We start from the raw sequence: 19974 nt of genomic DNA, 5'->3' as shown, positions 1-19974 counted from the left end.
CAGAGCTTGGAAAGGAAGAGCTATGAAGAAGATAAATGAAATTTTAGGCATTAAATATCCTTTTATTCAGGGTGGTATGGCAAATGTCGCAACAGGAGAGTTTGCTGCGGCAGTATCCAATGCAGGAGGGCTTGGCCTCATAGGTTCAGGCGGTATGAACCCTTCTATGCTTCGTGAGAATATAAGAAGGTGTAAGGAGCTTACCAAAGAGAAATTCGGTGTAAATCTTATGCTTATGCACCCTCAGATAGACGAGCTTGCAGCTATAGTCCTTGAAGAAGATGTGAATATAGTAACTACTGGAGCGGGTATGCCTAAAAAATACATCAAGGACTGGAAGGCTAAGGGGATGTTTGTAATGCCTGTGGTAGCAAGTCCAATGCTCGCTAAAAGGCTTGAAGATATGGGGGCCGATGCCATAGTTGCAGAGGGAACTGAAAGCGGAGGCCATGTAGGAGAGATGACAACTATGGCTCTGGTGCCAAGAGTGGTGGATACAGTTAGCATACCTGTTATAGCAGCAGGTGGAATAGCGGGCGGACGACAGCTTGCGGCGGCTTATGCACTTGGAGCAAGTGGAGTACAGCTTGGAACCTGTCTCCTCGTATCTAAAGAGTGCCCAATTCATGAGAACTACAAGAATGCAATCATAAATGCCAGGGACAATGACAGTGTAGTTACAGGTAGGATAGCCGGCACACCTGTAAGAATCCTTAAAAATGAAATGTCAAAAGAGTATGTAAGGCTTGAGAAAGAGGGTAAGGATAAGATGGAGCTTGAGCATTTTACCCTCGGTGCTCTTAGAAAGGCCGTATTTGACGGAGATGTAAACAATGGCTCTCTTATGGCAGGACAGGTTGCAGGAGGACTTACGGAAATAAGAAGCATCAGCGATATATTTAAGTCAATGGATGAAGAATATAGGGAAGTAATTAAGAGTCTACAAGCGTAGAATGGTTATTGGTGTTAAATAATTATAACATAGGTAAACATTCAAAGCAGAGTTTGATATTAAAAAAACAGACTATGATATTAGAATTAGTTAAAATGTGAAACTTGCTAAGTTAATTTGGCTGGTGAGATGAGTAATAGTTTTTGGGAAGAAGTTTTGAAAGGATGAAATATGGGCAAGGTTTGTTTTTTATATGCGGGACAGGGAAGCCAAAAGGTAGGAATGGGAGCTGATATCTATGAAGCTTATCCTACATTTAAGAAGGTGATTGATGGTATAGAGCTTGATTTTGACCTAAAAGAGCTTATGTTTCACGGAGAAGAGAGCGAGCTTTCAAAAACAAGATATACACAGCCCGCTATGTCGGCCTTTGCAGCAGGGGTAACTGAGGTACTCAAGGAAAATGGTATAAGGCCTGAGGGAGCACTAGGTCTCAGCCTTGGAGAGTACGGTGCACTCTATGCGGCGGGAGTAATTGACCTTAACGAATACATCCCTCTTACAGCCTTTAGAGGAAAGGCTATGGAAGAGGCTGCAGAAGGTAAGAATACTGTTATGAGTGCTGTGCTGGGGTTAGACTCAGAAAAGATTGAAGAGATATGTAGGGCGGTAGACGGTTTTGTGGAGCTAACAAACTATAACTGTCCCGGACAGTATGTAATCTGTGGAGAGGAAGAGGCAGTGATTAGGGCTGAGGAAGGGCTTAAAGAGGCAGGAGCAAAGAGGTGTGTAAGGCTTAATGTAACAGCACCCTTTCATACAAAGCTTCTAAAAGAGGCAGGAGAGAAGCTTAGCGAGTATTTTGAAAAAATTATATTTAACGAGCCTAAGATTAGTTTGGCACTCAATCTCACAGGGAAACTCTATGTGAAGGGTGACAATCTTAAGGATATAATGGCAAAGCAGGCTCAGAGTGCTATACACTTTGAAGACTGTGCTAAGGCTATGTTAAATGAAGGCTTTGACAGGTTCATAGAAATAGGACCGGGCAATGTGCTTTCAGGCTTTGTAAAAAAGACAGCAGCTGCAATAGGGGCTAAGGCAGATATTATTACCATTCAGAATAAAGAAGATTTGGAAAAAATTATAGGTAACAGACTTGTTATCCAATAAAGTAGAAAGATGGGAAGAAGTTTAGATGAAACTTTTTAGATTAACAAATTTTTGCTTACTATCGTAATTGTGGGTCCTATTGCTTGATTATGATATTAAGAGGAAGTTTTGTGTATAATCCGGTTAAAATATTGCTAACAATTATAGGAGATTTTATGAATAAAACAGCGGTTATAACAGGAGGCAGTAAGGGCATAGGAAGAGCTATCTGCCTAAGGCTTGCAAAGGATGGATTTAACATAGCATTTAGCTATAACGGTCATCCTGAACTGGCAGAGGAAACTATGAAGCTCTGTGAAAGCGAAGGAGTGAAGGTTAAGTCCTACAAGGTGGATGTGGCGGACAGTACAGCCAGCAAAGAGTGGATGGAGGAAGTAAGCTCTGAGTTTGGAAGTGTGGATGTACTGGTAAACAATGCAGGAATAACCAAGGATGGTTTACTCATAAAGATGAAGGATGAAGACCTGGATACAGTTCTTGATGTAAACCTAAAGGGTAGCTTTTACATGATGCGTGAAGCGGCTAAAATTATGCTGAAGCAAAAGTCCGGTAAGATAGTAAACATAAGCAGCGTGGTTGGAGTTATAGGCAATGCAGGACAGGTCAATTACTCTGCTACAAAGGCAGGAGTTATCGGTATGACAAAGTCTCTTGCAAGGGAGCTTGCAGGAAGGAGAATAAATGTCAACGCAGTAGCGCCTGGAATGATAGAAACCGATATGACAAGAGCCATGACAGACAAGGCCAGGGAGGCAGTTATTGCTGGGATTCCTTTTAAGGAAATGGGCAAACCTGAAGAAATAGCTTCAGTTGTATCCTTTCTTGCGGGAGAGGACAGCGATTATATCACAGGTCAGGTAATCTGCGTGGATGGAGGTATGAGTATATGAGAAGGGTAGTAATTACAGGTCTTGGAGCCATTACTCCTATAGGCAATGACATAAACAGCCTGTGGGAGTCTGTAAAGGCTGGGAAATGCGGTATCGATAAGATTACGCACTATGATATAACAGATAAGAAGATAAGCCTTGCAGGAGAGGTAAAGGACTTTAACCCTGAGGACTTTATAGATAAAAAAGAAGCCAGAAGGATGGACAGGGTAACTCAGTTTGCCCTTGTAGCTGCAAAAGAAGCTATGGCTGACAGCGGTATCGACCTTAACAAGGTGGACAGGACTAGGTTTGGAGTAGTATTTTCAAGCGGTATCGGTGGAATAGACACTATAGAAAAAGAAACGGTGAAAGGGCATGAAAAGGGAAACTATGAAAAGATTTCTCCGTTTTTCATCCCTATGATAATAGCTAATATGTCGGCAGGGCAGATAGCTATAGCCTTTGGTCTTCACGGAATGTGTACCTCTCCTGTGACAGCTTGTGCAAGCTCAACCAATGCCATAGGAGATGCTTTCAGACAGATAAGGGACGGTTATGCTGAGTATATGCTTTGCGGAGGAAGTGAGGCTTCCATAACAGAGCTTGGTATAGGCGGCTTTGCCTCTATGAATGCCCTCAGCAAGTCTACTGAGAAGGAAAGGGCGTCTATTCCTTTTGACAAAGAAAGAAACGGCTTTGTTATGGGAGAAGGCGGCGGAGTGATTATCTTAGAGGAACTTTCGCACGCACTAGACAGAGGTGCTAAGATATACGCTGAGGTAGTAGGCTATGGCTCAACCTGTGATGCCAGCCATATTACAGCTCCTATAGAGGATGGAAGCGTGGCTGCAGCCTGCTTTAAGGCAGCCCTTGATGATGCAGGTCTTAAAACTTCTGATGTAGACTATATAAATGCACATGGAACCTCAACTCCATTAAATGATAAATGTGAAACCAAGGCTATAAGACTTGCCTTTGGCAGCGATGCAAATAAGCTGATGGTAAGCTCAACCAAGGCTATGACAGGACATATGCTTGGAGCTGCGGGGGCAGTTGAGGGCATAATCACAGTACTGGGACTTAAGGAGGGCTTTGTTCCTGCAACCATAAACTACAGGGAAAAGGACGAGGAATGTGACCTTGACATAGTACCAAATGAAGGTAGAAACCAGAATATAAAGGTAGCACTTTCAAACTCTCTTGGCTTTGGAGGTCACAATGCGGCAGTTGTATTTAAGAAATATGAGGAGGCTTAAATGGAGCTTAATTCACGCGAAATAATGGAAATACTTCCACATAGATACCCATTTTTACTGGTAGATAAAATAACAGAGCTTGAAGCTGGAGTGAAGGCAGTTGGAATTAAAAATGTCACATCCAATGAAATGCACTTTCTAGGTCATTTCCCGGGCAATCCTATAATGCCTGGCGTACTTATACTTGAGGCTCTTGCCCAAACAGGGGCTGTAGCCCTGCTTTCTGAAGAAGAAAACAAGGGTAAGCTTGTGTTTTTCGGTGGTGTAAAGTCTGCAAGATTTAGAAAACAGGTGGTTCCCGGAGATGTGCTAGAGCTTCACTGTGAGATAATAAAAAGAAGAGGAAGTGTAGGTATCGGTTCAGCTAAGGCCCTTGTAGATGGAGTGGTTGCAGCTGAGGCAGAACTTACATTTGCAATAGAGAGATAGAGTTGATATACTGATTATTAAAGCTTGGAGGTGGCTATTTATGTTATATGACTCCTTTAATAAGGTATATACAAAGTTTAAACTGCATTTTTATAAAGAAGTGTTTAAGAAATGGAGAGACAGGGAAGTGTCTTTAACCACAGTAGAAACATTTTGCATGGAAATAATCCATGCTTTAGGAAAGCCTACAGTTAGCGAATTTGCCAGCTTTACCAGCCTTTCTTCCGCCAATGCTGCGGATAAGATAAATAATCTTGTAAAAAAAGGTTATCTTAACAAGGTACAATCCGATGAGGATAAGAGGATTTATTACCTTGAAGTAACCAAAAAATACATTGATTATTACAACATTAGCTACCAGTACCTTAAAGAGGTTATGTCAAAGCTAGAAGACCGCTTTACAACAGAAGAGAATAAGGTACTGGAGAAGATGCTTAGGGTAATGTCAGAGGAGATAATGGAGTAGGAAGGCTGGCAGAGTGTCCCACTTAGACCATAGTCCTCCTATACTCACCTGGTGACATCCCGTATTTTTCACGGAATTTTCTATGGAAATAGCTGCTGTTATCATAGCCCACGGCAGCCATTATCTTTTCGACGGTAAGCGTACTTTGCTTCAGCAGGAAGACAGCCTGCTGGAGCTTTCTTTCTTGAAGGAGTTCTTTAAAATTCTTATTTAGATGTTTCTTTAATAAACGGCTTACAAAGTATGCCGGCTCGTTTATCTCGGCTGAAATCTCAGCAAGAGTTCCGTATTTATACCCTGTTTCTATGTATTTTAATACCTTGAATATCATATTTTCATCATATCTTTCAGGAAGCCCCTTATTTATGTTTTCTGCAAATGCAGACAGGTTCATAAGCAAAAGCCCCATTGTAGTTTGAACTATAGTATTTGTAGCAGGGTGCTTGTCATATATCGTCCATATCATATTTTCAAGAAGATTTTGCACTGGCAGGATGTCCTTTGCAGAAAAGTGAAGGAAGCTAAGGAGGGAATCCCCTCCGGAAAGGGTAGAAAGGAGGAAGTCACGAAGCACATTTTCTTCCTGCATCATTGAAAATGAGACATTGAAAAACTCCGGCAAGATAACAAAGTTTACTGCAATATCTTCTTCTCCCGCTGGAAGGATTTCCTGAGTGGCATTTTGATTAAGAAACAAAAGGTCGCCTTCATTTAGTACAAGGGTTTCATTTCCATTTAAGATATGAGTTGTCATTCCACTGCACATGTAGACCAGTTCTACATAGTTATGACTATGCTTTGGGAAGTGTACAAAGCGGGTATGAGGGCGCAGCTCTATAAGCCTCCCCTTATCTAGAAGCTTACTGCTGTCAACTATGAACTGTCCGCCCATAGCCTCTGTATAAAACTCTGTGCGGACTTGGTCTCTTCCGCCTAAGTACTGTTCCTCTTCCGGAGTAATTTTTTTCAATCTATCTAGAAGTTCTTTTCTCATATTACCCACCTTTTATCTGCAAATAAGGTCCCTATTGTTTGCATAAAATGACCTAAAAATATTGATAAGAATATTATAAGATAAATATATAAATATACAAGTGGAAACCATAAAAATTCAAATAGTGTACTCACACAAGCTAATTTTATATCATTAAACTTGTTGAAAATACAATAAGTAAGTATTTTTGAAAAATAGAATGAGTACAAAGTACTGTTGCAAGCTTGGTTTATTACAGCGATTAAATAAATGAGGTTTGCTTTAATCAAAGAAAGGATGGCTACAAATGAAGTATTGGGTTGCTATAGACATTGGGGCGTCTGGCGGAAGGCATATATTAGGCTATCTAAAAGATGGGAAAATAATCACTGAAGAGGTGTATCGCTTTCCCAATAGCCTTATAGAAAAAGATGGTAGGCTGTGTTGGGATGTGGATGAGATTTTTAGCCACATCTTAAGAGGGCTTGCAAGGTGTAAAGAAATCGGCAAAATTCCAACCTCTATTGGCATAGATACCTGGGGAGTGGACTTCATTCTACTTGATAAAGAAAGAAAGAGAATAGGAGACGTGGTAGGCTACAGAGACAGCCGTACAAAGGGAATGGATGAAGAGGTATATAGCATTATTCCCGAGAATGAGCTATACAAGAGGACAGGTATACAAAAGCAGATATTTAATACCATTTACCAGCTTATGGCGGTAAAGAAAACTTCTCTGAAGTCTCTTGAGAATGCGGAGAGGCTTCTCATGATACCGGAGTATTTTAACTATATGCTTACAGGGAAATATCTTTCAGAATACACCAATGCCACAACTACACAGCTTATTAACTGTGAAACAGGAGATTGGGATGAAGAGATAATAGATAAGCTTGGGCTTCCAAAGAAGATATTTGGGAGACTTCATATGCCTGGTACTCTGGTGGGTGAGCTTACTAAGGAAGTGCAGGAAAGGGTAGGCTTTAATGCTAAGGTAGTTTTGGTAGGTTCTCACGATACTGCTTCCGCGGTTATGGCTGTTCCTACTAAGAAAGAAGGGGCAGTTTATATAAGCTCAGGGACTTGGTCTTTGATGGGGACGGAGATAACAAAGGCTGATAATTCCGATGAGAGCAGGCTGATGAATTTTACCAACGAAGGCGGCTATGACAGAAGATTTAGATATCTGAAAAACATAATGGGACTATGGATGATACAAAGTGTGAGAAAAGAAATAGCCTCCGATATGGATTTTGGAGAAATTTGTGAAAAAGCTTCAAAGGCTGAGATTTCCTCGTTAGTTGACTGCAATGATATCAGGTTCCTAGCTCCAAAGAGCATGACAGAGGAAATAAAAAAGAGCTGCTTAGAAAGCGGACAGAAGGTACCAGAGGGCATAGCAGAGACCGCAAGTGTGATATATAACAGCCTTGCAGAGTGCTATATCAGGGCCTTAAGGGAAATAGAGGAAAGAAGGGGAGAAGAATATAAAGGAGAGATATATGTAGTAGGAGGCGGCTCTAAGGCAGAGTATCTAAATGAGCTTTTAGCAAAGAAGTCAGGCCATATAGTAAAAGCAGGTCCTACTGAGGCTACTGCTATAGGCAATCTGTTAGCCCTAATGATAGCAGACGGAGCTGTAGCTGGCTTGTTTGAAGCCAGAAAAATGATAAAGAATTCATTTGAAATAAATACATATTTACCGTAGAAATGTATGAATTTGCTTATTTTTAGGAAATGAATACTTGCCCTGAATTATTCACAGCAGTGCCGTGAAAGTGGCTGAAAGCCACATAGTTACTGTATTTAAGCCGCTTATTGCATTTCATCTAATAAGTGAATAGAAAAAGAGACCCAATATGTGGTAAAATTTAGGTGCCGAATCCAAATAAATACCACAGAAAGGGTCTCTCTATGGATATTTTAAACACCATCACACTGAAAAGCAATAGACAGATTAAAATAAATTTTAACGGAGGCGATTTATCCTCCGATGCAGGACTTCTCCTGATAAAAGAATTCGTTGCCAAGATTGGCTTCACCAAGCTGATCAAAAAGAAATTTAAAACCAATGATACATCAGTCCGTTTCCACAAAGACGATGAAAACCTGATGCAGATGATTTATCAGATCATCTCTGCATATTTCGAAGATGACTGTGCGGATGAATTGACCATCGATCCTGTTTTCAATGCCATTCTTGAAAAGAACAGTCTGGCTTCACAGCCAACACTATCAAGATTTTTTAACCGTATGGATGAAGATACACTCCTGCAGTTTGATGACATTGATAAAAGCTTTAGGGATATCATCTATTCCATAAAGTGTCCGGAGCATATGCTTCTGGATCTGGACAGTACTTTATTTGGCACCTACGGCAATCAGGAAGGGGAAGGCTTCAACTTCCATTATCAGGCACACGGATACCATCCTTTGCTCTGCTATGATGGTCTGACCGGGGATCTGCTGAAGGCTGAACTCCGTGATGGAACACTCCACTGCAGCAATGATGCAGATAAATTTATGGAACCCCTTTTTCAGGAATATCTGGAAAGAGGCATCAAAACATACCTTCGTGGTGACAGTGGATTCTCATCTCCCAAACTTTATAAAACCTGTGAGATGAATGGCTGTTCCTATGCCATCCGCTTAAAACAGAATTCTTCACTCATGGCTCTTGCTTCGAATAAAGATGAAGATTTATACAAAGCAACCAAAGAGGACCAGATTAGCTATGCTGTAACTTATGGTGAATTTATGTATCAGGCCGGCTCCTGGGATTATCCAAGGCGCGTGGTTTTCAAGATTGAAAAACCATACGGTCAGCTGACGCATATGTACACCTTTATTGTTACAAACATGGATATGGAACCTTATCAGGTCATCCAGTTTTACTGTGGGCGTGGCAAGATGGAGAATTTCATAAAAGAGGGCAAAGGTGGATTTGACTTTGCTGCTGTCAGCAGTCATTCCAAAGTAGTAAATGCCAACCGCATGAGACTTCATATGCTTGCCTACAACTTATTCAATTGGTTTAGGCGACTGGTACTCCCTGCAAATATGCGAAAACAACAGGTGGATACCATTCGTTTAAAGCTGATAAAGATTGCTGCAAGAGCAGTCCGTTCAGCAAGATATATAACATTCAAACTATGCAGTAGCTGTCCTTATAAAGAGGAGTTCTACAGGACGCTGAAGAATATCCGGCAGCTGACTGTACAGTTGGAATAGCAACTATTAACGTACCTTGACAGTTCAAAATGACTCAATCGGATTTCAAGGGGATAGTCTACCCATTTTTGTGGATAAATCGATTGATTTCAAGGGAACTGGTTCAAGGATTTGTAATATCGAGCAATTTTATATGCTCATGAATAATTCAGGCTTGCTTATATTTTTTTAGAGTTAAAAGACAATAAATTCTCTTACAGGAATGTTTGTATAGAAATTTATACTTTCTACACTGATATAAAATATTATGAATAATAGAAAAGGAGATAAACTATGTTAGTAGAGACAAAGGCAAAGGCAGGGGTTTTTTCCATAGCACTTGGAGCTTATATGGAGCAGTTTAAGGAGTTAAGAGCTGAATTTGAATCACAGTATGAGGACTTCAAGGAGAGCCTGCCTGATACTGTTGAAGTTGTTGATGGTGGACTTATAACCACAAAGGAAGAGGCTATGGTGGCAGGAGATAAGTTTAGGACGGCTGATGTAGACATTGTATTCTTACAGATGCTTACTTATGCCACCTCTTACAACGTGCTTCCTGTGGTTAGAGACCTGAATGTACCTGTGGTGGTTGTCAATATCCAGAAGATGAAGGCACCTGACTACAAAAAGACTGATATTCCTACCTGGCTTGGAACCCTCTATGCCTGTGGCGCAGTGGGTGAAGCAGCTGCAGATCTTGAAAGAGCAGGGAAGAGATACGCAGTGGTGACAGGAGTGGCTGAAGGTGGAGACGCGGAGGTAGCAAAGGAAATCAGCCAGTGGTGCAAGGCTGCTCAGGTTAGAAGGAGATTTAGACAGACCAACATAGCACAGATAGGACGTCCATATCCTGGTATGATGGATTTGTACATAGATGAAACCAACCTCTACAACAGAATGGGACTTTACACAAAACAGTTTGACTGGGAAGAGATGTGGTGTATGGCTGACGATATCACAGACAAGGAAGAAATAGAGAATAAAGCAAAGGAAATCCTCGATACCTTCGAGATAGAAGGTGGAGGAAGTGTAGAAAAAGTCTGGGAAATGGCTAGATATGTGGTTGCCTTTGAAAGATGGGCAAAGGATGAAAGCTTAGCCCTCGTAGCCTCACATTATGCAGGTAAGGCTACAGGACAGGCAGGCATACTTGATTCTATGCTCATTCCTGCATTCTCTATGCTTATCAAGCAGGGAACTGCCTGCGCAGTAGAGGGTGATATCAAGGTAGCTATGGCTATGAGCATACTTAAGACGATAGCAGGTACAGGGCAGCTCTCAGAAATGTACTCGATAGATTTTAACAAGGATATATGTATAATAGGGCATTCAGGCTCGGGAGATGCTGATATATCTAAGGCTCATAAGCCTACTATGAAGATTGTTGAAGTCTTTCATGGTAAGGTGGGCGGCGGTTATCTTACCCAGTTCTATCCTCCGGCAGGAGATGTAACCTACCTTGCCATCACTCAGGACAAGGATGGTAAGTTCAAGTTTGTAGTAGCAGAGGGAGTGAATGAAGAGGGAGACATCTTTACCTTTGGAGATACCAACATGAGAACCAGGTTTAGCTGTGGTGCAAGAGAGTTTGTAAATCGTTGGAGTGAGGCGGGTCCTACCCATCATATGGCAGCAGCCATAGGAAGGCATACAGATGTCATTCTTAAGGTGGCAAAGATATTAGATATACCGGTAGAAGTGGTAACCAGATAAAATGATAAGCAAAAAGTATGAGTAAGTATCTATAATTATAAAAGATGGGCGAAATATAAAAATTAAATTAAATATTGGTGAATGGAAAGAGGAAAATGATGAGATTTTTAGATGCAGAATTTGTAAAAGGCTTTATGAGAATGGCAACTGACGGCTGGAATATGGGCTGGCATGAAAGAAACGGAGGCAACCTCTCTTACAGGGTTAAACCTATTGAAGTAGAGGAAGTAAAGGAAGAGCTTAGTCCTAGAGAGTGGAGGGAGATAGGAACTGAGGTACCTCATCTTGCAGGAGAGTATTTTCTTGTGACAGGCTCAGGAAAGTTCTTTAGAAATGTAGCAGATAGACCCGAAGACTCTATCTGCCTTATAGAGCTTGATGAAAAGGGTGAGAAGTACCGCATCCTATGGGGACTTGTAAATGGTGGAAGGCCTACATCTGAGCTTCCAAGCCATCTTATGAGCCACGAGGTAAAGTTCCTTAAGAATCCTGATTACAGGGTAATATATCACACGCATACTACCAACATCATTGCCCTTACCTTTGTGCTTCCTCTGGATGAGAAGGTGTTTACAAGAGAACTATGGGAAATGGCTACAGAGTGCCCTGTGGTATTTCCTGACGGAGTAGGGGTGGTGCCTTGGATGGTTCCCGGCGGACGTGAGATAGGAGTAGAGACTTCTGAGCTGATGAAGAGCTACGATATAGTCATCTGGGCTCATCATGGCATATTTGTAGCAGGTACCGACTTTGATATTACCTTCGGTCTTGCACACACTGCTGAAAAATCAGCTGAGATTCTTGTAAAAACTCTGTCAATGAGTCCAAATAAGCTTCAGACCATAACTCCACAGAATTTCAGAGATTTGGCAGTTGACTTTAAGGTAACACTGCCTGAGAAGTTTCTTTATGAGAAGTAATTGCTAGATTTCCAAGGCAAGTGCAACACTTTATAAAAATAGAAAAAGCAACAATATTTTCCAATGTAAATGCAACAGGGGTATCCGTCAAAGTAGGTACAACACCATGTTGCATTTAAGTTGAAAAACTACATGAGGAGAAATAGCCTCACAAAAGTTGATAAAATAATTGACTAAACCTTGATTATGTTGTATACTAAGCCAATGGGAGAGATTCCATTTTATCAGTAGTTTTGGTATTACTTTACTAAAATTATGTAAAATAATTTTAACTTAGGGGGTTGACAAAGAATATGGAAAATAGGACAATTCCAAGCAAGCAAGCAAGCAAGCAAGCAAGCAAGCAAGCAAGCAAGCAAGCAAGCAAGCAAGGGGCTATTGCGTGAATTTATAAACGCTGTTAAAATTGAATATAATACATTTAAGCATCTGTCTGAGGAAGTATCAGGCCGGTGCTTTTGTTGTTTAAAATTAACACTATAAGAAAGCTTCCTGTATACTTTAAATAGGTCAAGAGATTGACATAAAATAATACCTCAAGTAAATCTAGATTATTACTGACCTGCCAGTTGGTAAAATCTAAAAATACAAGAGGTATCTAAAATGAATATTAAAGGTACAAAGAAGAAAAATCAAGTAGTAACAGCAAATATTTTTGAACAGCAGGAGCTTTTGAAAAAAGCGGAGGTGATTAGGGAAAATCTCACAGCTTCAACCTGGCGTGAGTTGGAAACCAATGGTAAGTTTGATAAAAATGAAAAACTCTCATTTATCAGCGATGACATGCTTATCTTGGGATGTGACGTAGGCAGATAAAGGAGGTTGAAGATAACAGCCAGCTGAAGGATGACAGGAAGGATCCAAAACTGATAGCAAATCTTGTCAAGGATGGCAACTTTGGTATGCCATATCTTCCAGAAAAAATCTATGCGGAACTTCGTAGGTTATCCATGTTCAGAGACCAACTGAATGAAGACAGAATACGAACAATCAACCGGATGCACAGAGAGATGAAGATATATTTTCCGGAGTATAAGGATGCGTTGGGCAAAGTTGATGGTGCATTTAGCCTTGAACTGCTGAAAGAGGCACCATTTCCGGATGAACTGATCGCACTTGGAGAAGAAGGGATAAGACAGATTTGGCATGCTGCTAAACTTAGAGGACGCGGGTATAGCAGAGCCGGAGAAATCTTACAGTACGCAAAAGCAAGTGTTGGGATTAAGGATGGATCTATCGCAAGCAAGGAGCTGTAAAGTGGTTCGTGCAGAAAATCATGGAACTACAGATATATAAGGAGATATCGTGGAGTATTAATAAGTTAGTAATATTCAATGAAAAATAAGTGATATGGAGGATAAGGAAGATGGTTGTAGAAGCAAAATTTAATTCAGATCAGGGATTGGAAGGAATTGTGAGAATTGCAGAAATTGATATTGAAAATGAAGATGGTACAAAAGAGTATGCTCTTGAAAAAGAAGTTTGGAATAAACTTTCGGATAAGGAATATAATACAAATATCGATGAGTGGGAAAAAGAATGTAAGTTAGATATTTTAAGAATAGTTGGTTGTAATATTGAAGATATTACAGTTTATTGAAAGTTTTTAAATTAGAAAAATAGAAAATTACTTAATATTGGGAGGGAAATAAAATGACTTTAGAAGAGAATATAAAATTTTATAATAATGTGTATAACAAGTATCCTGAAGAATTTTCGAGAATAAAAAATGAAATTAGTAGTGAAATAAGTTATAAATTTATCGACAAGAATTTGCTAAAGAGAGCAGAAACGCTTCAACCTGGTAAGTGTGTTGATTATTCCAAAATCATTTATAATGTTAAATATCCAGGTCAATACTTGAAAGAAGAGATAAATAGAGCGAAATATAATGAAACTGATAATCCATTGGCATTTTTGATAGCAGGTACAGTTATTCAAATGGATAAAGACGATGATGGGCGTTATATGATGTTGTTGTCTGAGAGTGAAACCCTATGGCACAATTCAAAGGATTACAATGAAATTACGCACCTGAAGAATACTAAAAGTGTTCAAAATTGTATTTTAGTAACTGAATTTTTTGAAGGAAGAAATGGACACTATTCAGTAGGAAGCATAGAAGATGTTATACCTGGATCAAGGGTTATGCTAACAGTATTCTATTTGAGACCTACATCAAATGAGAGGTGGTTAATGGCTTCTTTTACTGATATTAAATATTGCAATATTAATCTTTCTTATTTGTTAGAGTATTTGGATGTACTATTAGATGAAAATTATATTATGACTACACGAAATGAGTTTTATAGCAGGTTTATTGAATTAGTTGGACAAAGTGATAAGATAAGTGATTCAGATAAAAAGACTGGTAACAACGGTGATGGTGGTTGTTACATTGCAACCTGTGTTTATGGTTCTTATGATTGCCCACAGGTGTGGACGTTAAGGAGATATAGGGATTACATACTATCAAAAAGTTGGTATGGTTATATTTTTATACGTATGTATTATGCTATAAGTCCTATTCTAGTCAAAGTGCTAGGGCATACGAAATGGTTTAAAAAAATTTGGAAAAAAAGATTAGATAATTTAGTTAACAATTTGCAAAAGAAGGGAATTAAAAATACTCCATATAAAGATAAAAGTATTTAGTAAAGGAATAAGAAATTAGGTGAATTGAAAAAGTAAGTTCCTCATATCGGCTTCAATATTTATATTCGTGTTGAGAGTGAAACTTACTTTTTCTAAATGTTTGCCTAGAGAATCACGTTTCTCACGGGTACAGTCCCGAAACCGCCTGGTAGTGGGAAGGATGCGCCGAAAGCAAGGGTGTCGAGGGCGACCTCGAATCTGAAGGAAGCTGGATATGAGGAAGATACTAACTCATGGGCAAATCTCTGGTATGACGAACAGAAATCTTAAACGAGGTTATGCAAGAGGATAAGACTGCTACACAAGCCAAAGTCCAATAACTGCACGCTATCTAACAAGATAAATGAGGCCGATGGATGAAGAGGAAGAAATGTGTGAGAACTGTGCTTACAGTGCTGTGAGAGGACGGCGGACAGTCAAAGCCTACTACTCGATTACAGTGGTATTTGAGAGGCTGTTTTGTAATAGTGAGATTTCTAAGGTTGACGCAACACTATGTTGCATTTAAGCCACAAAACTACAATTAGAAGTAATCAGCAAATAGAAAGACAGTGACAGTTGTCTTTTTTCTATAAAAATGCTAAAATGAAATAATGGTTAATATGTAAATCACTTGATTTTACTGTTAAAAAAGCCATCTTGCAGATACCCCGTCCTTTTATAGAGGATGGGGATTTGCAAGATGTTTTAATTAAATAAAGTATGAGGAGAGTTGTAATGAAGAAGATATCTGTTGTGATAAAAGAAGCAGTAGAAGATGCTTTTGTTAGCCTAGGCTACGATAAAAAATACGGAATGGTTAGTATATCTAACAGGCCTGACCTCTGCCAGTACCAGTGTAACGGAGCTATGGCAGCAGTTAAGGAATATAAGAAAGCACCCCTTGTTATAGCAGAAGAGGTGGCAGATAAACTGAAGCTCTCTGAAGAAGGAAAGATATTTGAGAAGATAGAGGCTGTTAAGCCTGGCTTCATCAATCTTACCCTCAAGGATGAATTCTTGGCAGACTATGTAAATGAAATGGGAGGTAATGACAACTTTGGCTATGAGACAGAGGGGAAACCAAAGAAGATAGTGATAGACTATGGCGGTCCTAATGTGGCTAAGCCTTTACACATAGGACATCTCCGTTCTGCAATTATCGGAGAGAGTATAAAGCGAACTGAGAGATTTGCAGGAAACGAGGTTATAGGTGACGTACACCTTGGTGACTGGGGACTTCAGATGGGACTCATTATAACAGAGTTAAAGCATAGAAAACCTGAGCTTGTTTACTTTGATGAGAGCTATACAGGAGAATATCCTAGTAAGGCACCATTTACCATGGGTGAACTTGAGGAAATCTATCCTGCAGCAAGTGCAAGGTCAAAGGAGAATGAAGAGTACAAAAACGAGGCTTTACAGGCAACGGCTCTCTTACAGAGTGGAAATAGAGGATATCTGGCGCTTTGGAACCATATTTTGTCTGTGTCTGTGGCAGACCTTAAGAAGAATTATGAAAATCTTAATGTAAGCTTCGACCTTTGGAAAAAAGAAAGTGATGCACAACCCTACATACCTGATATGGTAGAGAAGATGAAGGCTGATGGCTTTGCACATACCAGTGAGGGCGCTTTGGTAGTAGATGTGGCTAGGGAGGATGATAAGAAGGAAGTGCCTCCTTGCATCATACTTAAGTCAGACGGTGCTTCTCTTTATAGCACTACAGACCTTGCTACAATTGTAGAAAGAGCTAAGCTTTTTAACCCTACTGACATCCTCTATGTGGTAGATAAAAGGCAGGAAATGCACTTCGAACAGGTATTTAGAGCAGCTAAGAAGACAGGAATTGCACCTTCTGAGCTTAATCTTACCTTTTTAGGCTTTGGTACAATGAATGGCAAGGACGGAAAGCCTTTTAAAACCAGAGAGGGCGGTGTAATGAGGCTTGAGAGACTCATTGCAGAGATTACAGAAGAAGTTGAAGCTAAGATGGCTGACAGGGAAATGGATGAAGAGACCAAGCATACTGTGGCAAGACAGGTAGGACTTGCGGCGCTTAAGTATGGTGATTTATCCAATCAGGCGAGCAAGGACTATATTTTTGACCTTGACAGGTTTGCTTCATTTGAGGGAAATACAGGACCATACATCCAGTATACAGTAGTTAGAATCCGCTCCATTCTTGATAAATTTTTAGCTGAAAAAGGCATAACAAAGGCAGAGCTTGACAGTTTCTTTGCAGATAAGAAGTTGGTTAAGGCAACTACAGTATCAGAAAGAGAGCTGGAGCTTGTTATAGCAAAGTTTTCAGATATGATAAGCCTGGCTGCGGCTGAGTATGCACCTCATAAAATCTGTGCCTACATCTATGAAGCCGCTAACTGCTTCAGTGCATTTTACCATGAGAACCACATACTTACTGAGCAGGATGAAGCAAGAAAATATTCACTCTTAAAGCTGTCATACATTACTGAAAAAATCATCGTAAAATGCCTTGACTTGCTTGGTATAGATGCCCCAGAGCGTATGTAGATAGTGCAGAATTAAGGAGAAATCAATGTTGTTTGGTATAGGCACCACTGAGCTAATGTAGGTAATACAGATTAGATAAAGGAGAAATCAATGTCATTTGGTATAGAGAAGCTGATAGTCTATAGAAACCTCGCTAATGATGAGATCCTTAAGGAAGTGGCGGATATCATCAGGGAATTTGAAGCTGATGCCACGGACAGGGATGAACTTATAAGCCGTATTTATAACTGTATCAACAAACTCCTTGCGGTAAGTACTGAGAATGGCTTTGATAATAATCTATGGCAGAACTACCTTACCTACCTCCTTGTTATGGATGAAAATCCATTTGCACTTTCCTGTGAGAAAGAAGGAGACAGGGGAGGAAGCGTTGTAAGCTTTGTGCTTGGCGACTTTGCCATTATAAAAGGGCTTTTTCACTATGACTTTGCGAAGGTTGAAGAGGAGCTTGGAATTAGCTGCTTTAGCGTGATTACTAACTATAAGGCTATCAAAAAGGCAGACACAAGGATAAATAAAAATGTATCAGACAAGGTAAAGGATTTGTCCCGTCTGTTAAATGCAGCAAAAGATGAAAATGAATTCTACGAGAGAGTTACTGAGTTTTATAAGACATTTGGGGTAGGAAAGTTTGGTCTTAACAAGTCATTTAGGATATCTGAAAAGGATGGCAGCATTATTCCTATTACCAATACTGTGGAAATAAGGCTTCACGAGCTGGTCGGATATGAAATACAAAAAGAGAAGCTGATAGCCAATACCAAAGCCTTTGTGGATGGAAAGAGAGCCAATAACTGTCTACTATATGGAGACGCAGGTACAGGCAAGTCTTCAAGTGTAAAGGCTGTGCTTAACAGGTTCTACCCTGATGGACTTAGGATGATAGAGATATATAAGCATCAGTTTGTCTATCTTTCAGAAATTCTGTCTCAGATAAAGAACAGGAATTATAGATTCATCATCTATATGGATGACCTTTCTTTTGAAGAGTTTGAGACTGAATACAAGTACCTAAAGGCTGTGATTGAGGGCGGACTTGAGGTAAGGCCAGAGAATGTACTCATATATGCCACTTCAAACAGAAGACATCTGATAAGAGAGCTTTGGAGTGACAGGACGGATATGGAGCATAACCAGGACGTACATCACTCTGATACGATGCAGGAGAAGCTCTCCCTTGCTGACAGATTTGGTATAACCATAGGTTATTTTGCGCCAAATCAGAATGAATATTTTGATATAGTTTCAGGGATAGCGGGCGAGTATCCAGAGCTTAAACTAGATGAGAAAGAGCTTCATAACGAGGCAAGAAAGTGGGAGATAGCAAATGGTGGACGCTCGGGAAGAACAGCCAGACAGTTCGTGGACTATCTCCTTGGAAGTAAACAAAGTGGTGGTATAGATGAAAAAGAGAAGAATAATAGTTAATCTGCTTTTATTTCTCTTAGTATTTGAGGCGGTGTTCTCCAGGATAGTGGTCATAAAGGCGGCAATACCTGAGGGAGAGAATATGGTAAGGGTTGGACTTACAAAGGAGTATTACAATAAACCGTCTATAAGGCTCGACAATTCTGCTCTGAAAATAGGCTTTTCAAAGAAGAATGTTTATTATCAGGCAGATGTGCTTAGGAGTAATACAGGGATAAGCATATCAAGGGATTATGGCTCTTACAATGTCTTTGGAGGAAGCTTTACAACCTATGCCAAGGCTGCCTCAGAAGCGGCTAACTTAAAAGCCTTTAACAAAACCCTTACCGCAGTTCCTGCCCTTATCGGTCTTGATAAGAACGGAAGGGGAGTGTGGAAGCTCTACGATGCTTATTCTGCCGATGCTTCGCTTAATACCAATGATGTGTATCAGGTGGCTTCAAAAAATAAGAGCAGTAAATATCTTTTGTCAGTGAATATAGGAAATAGCAGGTTTTTAGTGGATGTGAAAGAAGCGGGTGCCAATCCCCAGTTTGAACCGTTAAACAGGGTTGAGGGTGTGTCTGTAAATAATGAAAAACGCTACAGAGGCAGGATTGAGGTAGGAACCTATGGAAGAAGCGGGGTGACTCCCGTCAATGTGGTAAACCTGGAAGAGTATATAAGGGGCTCGGTTCCCCTTGAAATGAGCCCCAGCTGGAATATATCTGCACTCAAGGCGCAGGCTGTATGTGCGAGGAGTTTTGGAGCTGCAGTCTCAGGCTTTGGTTCGGATAGCGATATTATAAAGGGCTATAAGCTAACCGATACCATTTCTCATCAGTCTTACGGTGGTATGAAGGCTGAAAAAAAAGAAACAGATAAGGCCTGTAAGGATACTGAGAATGAGTTTGTAACTTACAAAAACAAGGTAGTAAAGACAACCTATTTTTCGACCTCAGGTGGATATACGGAGAGCTCTGAAAATGTCTGGGGAGGTAAAAAGCCCTGGCTTAGGTCTGTGCCGGATCCTTATGAGAACAAACCTGAGAAAAAGCCTTGGACTATTGGCTATACCAGGGTGGAGCTTCAAAATATGCTAAAAGGATATGCTGCAAAGAAGGGAGTAAGTCTTGGAAGTATTGAAAAGCTAACAATCACAAACAGGTCAAAGTCGGGCAGGGCACTTTCACTTCTTGTAAAAGGAAGCAGAGGAAGGCTCGTGCTTAGCAAACAGGAGATAAGAAAGGCATTTAACCTCTATAGTACCAAAATAAATGTATATTCATCTTCTGACTCAGTAAGAAGCCTAAGTGTAGAGAGTGGTAAGGTAAAGGGTGACTTTATATTTTCAGGGAGCGGATATGGACATGGAGTAGGGCTTAGCCAGTCAGGGGCAAGAGGCATGGCAGAGGCAGGCTATGGCTACAAGAGAATAATTATGTATTACTTCACAGGCGTGGAGGTACACTAAAAGCGTAACGAAAATTT

At 40.2% G+C, this 19974-nt stretch carries 19 protein-coding genes; 18 read left to right on the top strand and 1 reads right to left on the bottom strand.

The features are described from left to right. The first annotated feature begins 22 nt into the window (after positions 1–22). The 6 genes from JJN12_RS07120 (at position 23) to JJN12_RS07095 (ending at position 5088) form a co-directional block, all read left to right on the top strand. On the top strand, positions 23–952 hold the full coding sequence (locus tag JJN12_RS07120) for a DUF561 domain-containing protein (RefSeq protein ID WP_208429022.1): 930 nt from the start codon (positions 23–25) through the stop codon (positions 950–952). A gap of 171 nt (positions 953–1123) precedes the next feature. Continuing rightward, positions 1124–2065, top strand: coding sequence for an ACP S-malonyltransferase (fabD, locus tag JJN12_RS07115; RefSeq protein WP_208429021.1), 942 nt, complete (start codon positions 1124–1126; stop codon positions 2063–2065). Between the two features lie 155 nt (positions 2066–2220). Beyond that, on the top strand, positions 2221–2955 hold the full coding sequence (gene fabG, locus JJN12_RS07110) for a 3-oxoacyl-[acyl-carrier-protein] reductase (protein ID WP_208429020.1): 735 nt from the start codon (positions 2221–2223) through the stop codon (positions 2953–2955). Next, positions 2952–4193 (top strand): beta-ketoacyl-ACP synthase II, encoded by a 1242-nt coding sequence (gene fabF, locus JJN12_RS07105; RefSeq protein WP_208429019.1) that lies wholly within the window; start codon positions 2952–2954, stop codon positions 4191–4193. The genes fabG and fabF overlap by 4 nt, the downstream gene beginning before the upstream one ends. Next, the gene (gene fabZ, locus JJN12_RS07100) at positions 4194–4622 is read left to right on the top strand and encodes a 3-hydroxyacyl-ACP dehydratase FabZ (protein WP_208429018.1); all 429 of its coding nucleotides are present in this window, start codon (positions 4194–4196) and stop codon (positions 4620–4622) included. It abuts the gene before it with no gap. 40 nt (positions 4623–4662) lie between these two features. Then, complete coding sequence (locus JJN12_RS07095; RefSeq protein WP_208429017.1) at positions 4663–5088, top strand: MarR family transcriptional regulator; 426 nt, start codon at positions 4663–4665, stop codon at positions 5086–5088. A gap of 22 nt (positions 5089–5110) precedes the next feature. Here the strand turns inward: JJN12_RS07095 and JJN12_RS07090 are convergent, their stop codons facing one another. Further along, positions 5111–6082, bottom strand: a complete 972-nt coding sequence (locus JJN12_RS07090) for an AraC family transcriptional regulator (protein ID WP_208429016.1) — start codon at positions 6080–6082, stop codon at positions 5111–5113. 286 nt (positions 6083–6368) lie between these two features. On the opposite strand from JJN12_RS07090, the gene rhaB reads away from it, so the two are divergent. The 12 genes from rhaB (at position 6369) to JJN12_RS07035 (ending at position 19957) form a co-directional block, all read left to right on the top strand. Beyond that, positions 6369–7769, top strand: a complete 1401-nt coding sequence (gene rhaB, locus JJN12_RS07085) for a rhamnulokinase (RefSeq protein ID WP_208429015.1) — start codon at positions 6369–6371, stop codon at positions 7767–7769. Between the two features lie 206 nt (positions 7770–7975). Continuing rightward, a complete protein-coding gene (locus JJN12_RS07080; RefSeq protein WP_208429014.1) occupies positions 7976–9292 on the top strand; it encodes an IS1380 family transposase in 1317 nt (438 codons plus the stop codon). 273 nt (positions 9293–9565) lie between these two features. Continuing rightward, positions 9566–10987: an arabinose isomerase gene (locus tag JJN12_RS07075; protein ID WP_208429013.1), complete on the top strand. Its 1422-nt coding sequence runs from the start codon at positions 9566–9568 to the stop codon at positions 10985–10987. 98 nt (positions 10988–11085) lie between these two features. Continuing rightward, complete coding sequence (rhaD, locus tag JJN12_RS07070) at positions 11086–11907, top strand: rhamnulose-1-phosphate aldolase (protein ID WP_208430351.1); 822 nt, start codon at positions 11086–11088, stop codon at positions 11905–11907. Positions 11908–12510: 603 nt separating this feature from the next. Further along, positions 12511–12723, top strand: a complete 213-nt coding sequence (locus tag JJN12_RS14160; protein ID WP_236013725.1) for a hypothetical protein — start codon at positions 12511–12513, stop codon at positions 12721–12723. After that, positions 12720–13163, top strand: coding sequence for an IS110 family transposase (locus JJN12_RS14155; RefSeq protein WP_328706815.1), 444 nt, complete (start codon positions 12720–12722; stop codon positions 13161–13163). Before JJN12_RS14160 ends, JJN12_RS14155 begins: the two co-directional genes overlap by 4 nt. Before the next feature lie 110 nt (positions 13164–13273). Further along, on the top strand, positions 13274–13507 hold the full coding sequence (locus tag JJN12_RS07060; RefSeq protein ID WP_208429012.1) for a hypothetical protein: 234 nt from the start codon (positions 13274–13276) through the stop codon (positions 13505–13507). Positions 13508–13560: 53 nt separating this feature from the next. Next, positions 13561–14562 (top strand): CFI-box-CTERM domain-containing protein, encoded by a 1002-nt coding sequence (locus tag JJN12_RS07055; protein ID WP_208429011.1) that lies wholly within the window; start codon positions 13561–13563, stop codon positions 14560–14562. 352 nt (positions 14563–14914) lie between these two features. Further along, on the top strand, positions 14915–15070 hold the full coding sequence (locus tag JJN12_RS07050; protein WP_208429010.1) for a hypothetical protein: 156 nt from the start codon (positions 14915–14917) through the stop codon (positions 15068–15070). A gap of 209 nt (positions 15071–15279) precedes the next feature. Then, positions 15280–17076: an arginine--tRNA ligase gene (gene argS / locus JJN12_RS07045; RefSeq protein WP_208429009.1), complete on the top strand. Its 1797-nt coding sequence runs from the start codon at positions 15280–15282 to the stop codon at positions 17074–17076. A gap of 90 nt (positions 17077–17166) precedes the next feature. Beyond that, positions 17167–18504 carry an ATP-binding protein gene (locus tag JJN12_RS07040; RefSeq protein WP_208429008.1) on the top strand — a complete coding sequence of 446 codons (1338 nt, stop codon included), beginning with the start codon at positions 17167–17169 and terminating at the stop codon, positions 18502–18504. After that, on the top strand, positions 18479–19957 hold the full coding sequence (locus JJN12_RS07035; RefSeq protein ID WP_208429007.1) for a SpoIID/LytB domain-containing protein: 1479 nt from the start codon (positions 18479–18481) through the stop codon (positions 19955–19957). Before JJN12_RS07040 ends, JJN12_RS07035 begins: the two co-directional genes overlap by 26 nt. Positions 19958–19974 lie beyond the last annotated feature (17 nt).

The sequence above is a fragment of the Catonella massiliensis genome (assembly GCF_016651435.1).
Taxonomy (GTDB): Bacteria; Bacillota; Clostridia; order Lachnospirales; family Lachnospiraceae; genus Catonella; species Catonella massiliensis.
The sequence above is the reverse complement of the archived record's forward strand: the minus strand, read 5'-3'. Positions and strand labels throughout refer to the sequence as shown.